This window comes from uncultured Methylobacterium sp. (genome assembly GCF_964251405.1).
In the GTDB taxonomy this organism is placed as follows: domain Bacteria; phylum Pseudomonadota; class Alphaproteobacteria; order Rhizobiales; family Beijerinckiaceae; genus Methylobacterium.
In genome coordinates this window covers 158,027-162,206 of the sequence record NZ_CAXUJR010000001.1, presented here as the reverse complement: position 1 = coordinate 162,206, position 4,180 = coordinate 158,027, and the positions used below count along the sequence as shown (strand labels likewise).

At 67.2% G+C, this 4,180-nt stretch carries 5 protein-coding genes; 1 reads left to right on the top strand and 4 read right to left on the bottom strand.

Annotation, left to right across the window (positions count from 1 at the left end; genetic code table 11):
* Positions 1 to 812: lysylphosphatidylglycerol synthase domain-containing protein (locus ACFE7U_RS00835; protein WP_375407822.1), on the bottom strand; the 812-nt coding region annotated here is incomplete at its 3' end.
* Positions 813 to 1,039: 227 nt separating this feature from the next.
* Here ACFE7U_RS00835 and ACFE7U_RS00830 point away from each other — a divergent pair.
* Positions 1,040 to 2,221, top strand: a complete 1,182-nt coding sequence (locus ACFE7U_RS00830; protein WP_375407821.1) for an amidinotransferase — start codon at positions 1,040 to 1,042, stop codon at positions 2,219 to 2,221.
* 171 nt (positions 2,222 to 2,392) lie between these two features.
* Here ACFE7U_RS00830 and ACFE7U_RS00825 read toward each other — a convergent pair whose 3' ends face one another.
* From ACFE7U_RS00825 to ACFE7U_RS00815, 3 genes are all read right to left on the bottom strand, one after another.
* Complete coding sequence (locus ACFE7U_RS00825; protein ID WP_375407820.1) at positions 2,393 to 2,593, bottom strand: hypothetical protein; 201 nt, start codon at positions 2,591 to 2,593, stop codon at positions 2,393 to 2,395.
* Positions 2,594 to 2,668: 75 nt separating this feature from the next.
* Positions 2,669 to 3,280, bottom strand: coding sequence for a glutathione S-transferase (locus tag ACFE7U_RS00820; RefSeq protein ID WP_375407819.1), 612 nt, complete (start codon positions 3,278 to 3,280; stop codon positions 2,669 to 2,671).
* A 22-nt stretch (positions 3,281 to 3,302) separates the two neighbouring features.
* A partial coding sequence (locus tag ACFE7U_RS00815; RefSeq protein WP_375407818.1) for an alpha/beta hydrolase occupies positions 3,303 to 4,180 on the bottom strand: 878 nt, incomplete at its 5' end.

Sequence of the window (4,180 nt, the reverse complement as noted above, 5' to 3'; positions counted from 1 at the left end):
TCCTGGGCGCCGAGCGCCCCGGGAATGGCGAAGGCGGCGCCGCGCACGGCCTGCGCCAGGCTCTCGATGACGATCGCCTCGAGGATGCTGACGGGATAGCCCATGAAGTGGAGGGCGACGTAGACCTCGACCGTTCCGATCAGCCAGCCGACGAGATGGACGGCCATTCCGGCGCCGACTCGGACCGGGGCGCCGTAGAGCCGGCGCAGGCTGTCGTAGAGCACGTCGATGGCACCCAGGGCGCGCCACTCGCGCCCCGCCGCGAAACGGTTGAGAAGCCCCTGGATCAGGCGGTGCCCGCCGCGTCGCTGAATGATGAAGAAGGCCGCGAGCGCCGGGGCCGCGAGGGCGAGACCTCCCGCCACGGTCCGGACGATCGGGCCGTCGCCGGCGAGCCAGATGAGGGCCGCGAGGCCCGCGATCGTGAAAAGGAACTGCGTCACCGCCTGTGTCATCAGGTCGACGAACATGCTCGCACCGGCAAGGCCGCCCCCAAGACCGCGCCGTGTCAGCAAACGAGCTCCCACGAGGTCGCCTCCGACCTGCGCGACGGGAAGCAGCGTGTTGATGCCTTCGCGTACGAAGCGCAGCGCCACGCAGTCCCACAGGGTCGGACGATCGACCTTGGGAAAGATCACGAACCAGCCGAAACCGGCCCAGCCGACCGCCATGACGCGCGCCGCGACGACGATCAGGGCACCCCAACCCGCGCCCACGACCGCGGCGGCCACATCATCCGGCCCGGAGGACAGGAACAGGCCGACGACCGTGCACAGACCGACGATCAGAGCCAAGGTCGTCAGACGTTTCATGGTCCCCTTTCGACCGGCCGCCAAGGTGAAAGGTGGCGGTTGCTACGGTTCCGCAGGACTATGACCGTCGGGACCAAAGAGCTTCTCGGCAAGTTGCAGCTTTGCCCGGCGTTGTCTATCACCGCGGAGACACAGTGCGGATCAAAGCGGCACAGTCCAGTGACCCCGTACGGACCCGGGTGATCGGGCAACCGCCGGAACAGCCGCTCAAGGGGACGATCAGAGAGATGGACCGCGATTCCCACATCACGGCGGACGAAGCCGTGTTCGACGACGCGCGTATAGACGGCTACGCGGCCTCCCCCACCGGCCGCGCCGGAACGCCGGCGCCGCACAGCCCCGTGATGGCCTGGAACGAGTGGGATCCCCTCGAGGAGGTCATCGTCGGCAGCCTCGACGGCGCGACGATCCCGTCCCACCATCTTACGGTGATCTTCAACCTGCCCCGGGCCGCGCAGCCGTTCTATCGGTTCGCCGCAGGCTTCCGGTATCCCAAGTTCATGAAGAAGCTCGCTCAGGCCGAGCTCGACAACTTCATCTCGATCCTGGCCGGCGAAGGCGTCAAGGTCCGTCGTCCGGACTCGCTCGATTTCTCGAAGAAATACAACGCTCCGCGCTGGTCGTCGCGCGGCTTCTGCGTCGCCTGTCCGCGCGATCCCTATCTCGTCATCGGCGACGAGATCATCGAATCCCCGATGTGCTGGCGCTCGCGCTACTTCGAGGGCGACGCCTACCGGTCGCTGTTCAAGGAGTACTTCCGGGCCGGTGCCCGTTGGACGTCGGCACCGCGTCCCCAGCTGACGGATGAGCTCTACAATTACGACTACCGCGTGCCGAACCTGGCGGCCGGCGAGCCGATGCAGTTCACGGTGAACGAGTTCGAGCCGGTCTTCGATGCCGCCGACTTCGTGCGCTGCGGCCGCGATCTGTTCGTGACGCGCTCCAACGTCACCAACCTGATGGGCATCGAGTGGCTGCGCCGGCATCTCGGCCCGGGCTTCCGCATCCACGAGATCGAGAGCCGCTGCCCGCAGCCGATGCACATCGACTCGTCGTTCATGCCCCTCGCCCCAGGCAAGGTGCTGGTCAATCCGGATTACATCGACGTCGAGAAGCTGCCGGCGGTGCTCAAGACCTGGGACGTGCTGATCGCACCGCGCCCCGACCCGATCGAGGGCTTCATGAGCAAGATCTCGATGTGCTCGCCCTGGACGTCCATCAACGTGCTCGCCATCGACGAGAAGAAGATCGTCGTCGACGCGAGCCAGCCGACGCTGATCAAGGCCCTCAAGGATTGGGGATTCGACCCGATTCCGGCGCCGTTCCTGTCCTACGGACCTTTCGGCGGCTCGTTCCACTGCGCCACCCTCGACGTGCGTCGCCGCGGGCCGCTGCGGTCGTATTTCTAGCCGATCGAGCGTGGCGGCATCGCGCCCACCGTTGCCGTCACGCCACAGCAAGAACCCGATCGACCGCGAGGGTTCGATGTCGCGGGTGGGCAATGCGTCGATGCGATGTAGGAGGCATCGGCCACGCGACCCCGGCCTTTCAATGGTCGGCCGTGTTTCCTGACGTCCCCGTCAGGCGACGACGCGGCGGGCCGCAAACCGCCATGTCAGATGGGCCACGACCAATGCGAGCCCGTACTGAAGTAGACCGTTCTCGGACAGGTCCGCCGGCGCGACCTTCAGGCCGATGGCGAGACCCGTCAGCGCGTTGAGCAGCACGACCGCGAGGCAGAAGACCGTGGCCGCGACGAGGATGAGGATGAAATCGGGCATGAGGCTGGTCCGCTAAGACCAAGCCGGCTTCGCAAGGCTCGCGCCAGCGCAAGACGAGCCGGCAGCTTGCCGACTTCAGGACGCGGGCGGGCGGGTCGCCATCATCGCCGGCCGTCGGGCGAAGGCCTCGTACCATGCGCGGGTCGTGGGAAGCCGCCCCGCCCATCCCAGTTCAGGGAAGCGAAGGTCCAGGTAGCCGAGGGCGCATCCGAGCGTGATCACGCCGATGTCGAGACGGTCGCCGAAACCGCCGGCCTGCGCTTCGAAGGCCTGAAGCGAGCTCTCGATCTTTGCCTCCTGGCCAGAGATCCATGCGGTGGAGCGTTCCGTTTCGGTCCGGGCCGTCAATTCGTAACGGATCAACAGGGCGGCATCGAGCAGCCCGTCGGCAGTGGACTGAAGCGCGAGCGCATCGAATCGCGGCGCGCCGGATGCGGGGAACAACGATCCGCCTGCCAGGGCATCGAGGTACTCGCAGATCACCCTGCTGTCCGCGAGGACGCGCCCGTCGTCGTCGATGAGGGTCGGCACCTGCGCCAGGGGGTGGTGCTGCAGGATGTTGGCGTCGCGCTTCACCGGGTGAGCGGCCGTCGGCAGCAGCGCGATACGCTCAGTCAACCCGAGTACGTGGGCCACGACCATCACCTTCCGGGCGAAGGGAGAGGTATGCGAGTGGAACAGCTTCATCAGGCAATCCTGGATGGCGTCGTCAGGGCCGGCGTCCGACGGGCTTAGGGGCAAGAGCGGGCTCGGCGTTCGCTGCAGGCTTCGGGGCCGCTCCCGGACGCAGCGTCTCGAAGATGAGGCGCTTGACCGGCCAACCGTCGGCCCAGCGCTCCATGTCGCTCAGGCGCGGATTGTTCTTGAGAGCCGTAACGTCGGTACCGGCGAAGGCTGCGCTCGCGGCGAGGTCGAAGGTCTTCCAGAACGCGAGGTAATCGAGACTGTCGGTGCGGGCGTTGTTGAGCTGCGCCACGAGCGTCGTCTGCTCGCCGGTGAGTGACATGTCGGCCGACCACCGGAAAGGGGTCTGCGGCTGCTTCGGGTCGCGCGGCGGCTCCGGCGGTGCCTTGATCGCTCCGCCATCGAAGGCAGCATCAACACCTGCGGGCGAAGACAGCGTCGCTGTGAGAGAGGGAAAGCCGTGATCGTCCGAAAGGACGCGCGCGAAGAGCTTGCGCTCGGGCAGGACGGCACTCGCTTCGCGCAGGATGCGCCGCGCCGCCAAGTCGGCGGCGCGCGCGTCGCGGTCGCCGATCATCGTCACCATGAGGGTCTGCGCCGGGATGCCGGCGAGATCCTTGAGCGGAACGCCGCGAGACCGGGCGTCGCTGGCGATGCCACCGGGCATCACGGCGAAGACCAGCTTGGGTACGGGAAGATCCTGTCCCTTGGCTTCGGCGGCAACGTTGGCGGCGATCGGTGCGCCTGCGAGATGCCCGATCAGCGCGACGCGCACGGGATCGGGCTTCGCATCCGGGTCGGTCGCGAGTTCGGTGAAGGTAGCCCTCATGGCGCGCAGGGCGTTCCCGGCGGCATCGGCCGGCCGCGTGCGGTTCACCTCCTGGAAGCGAGGAAACACCACCA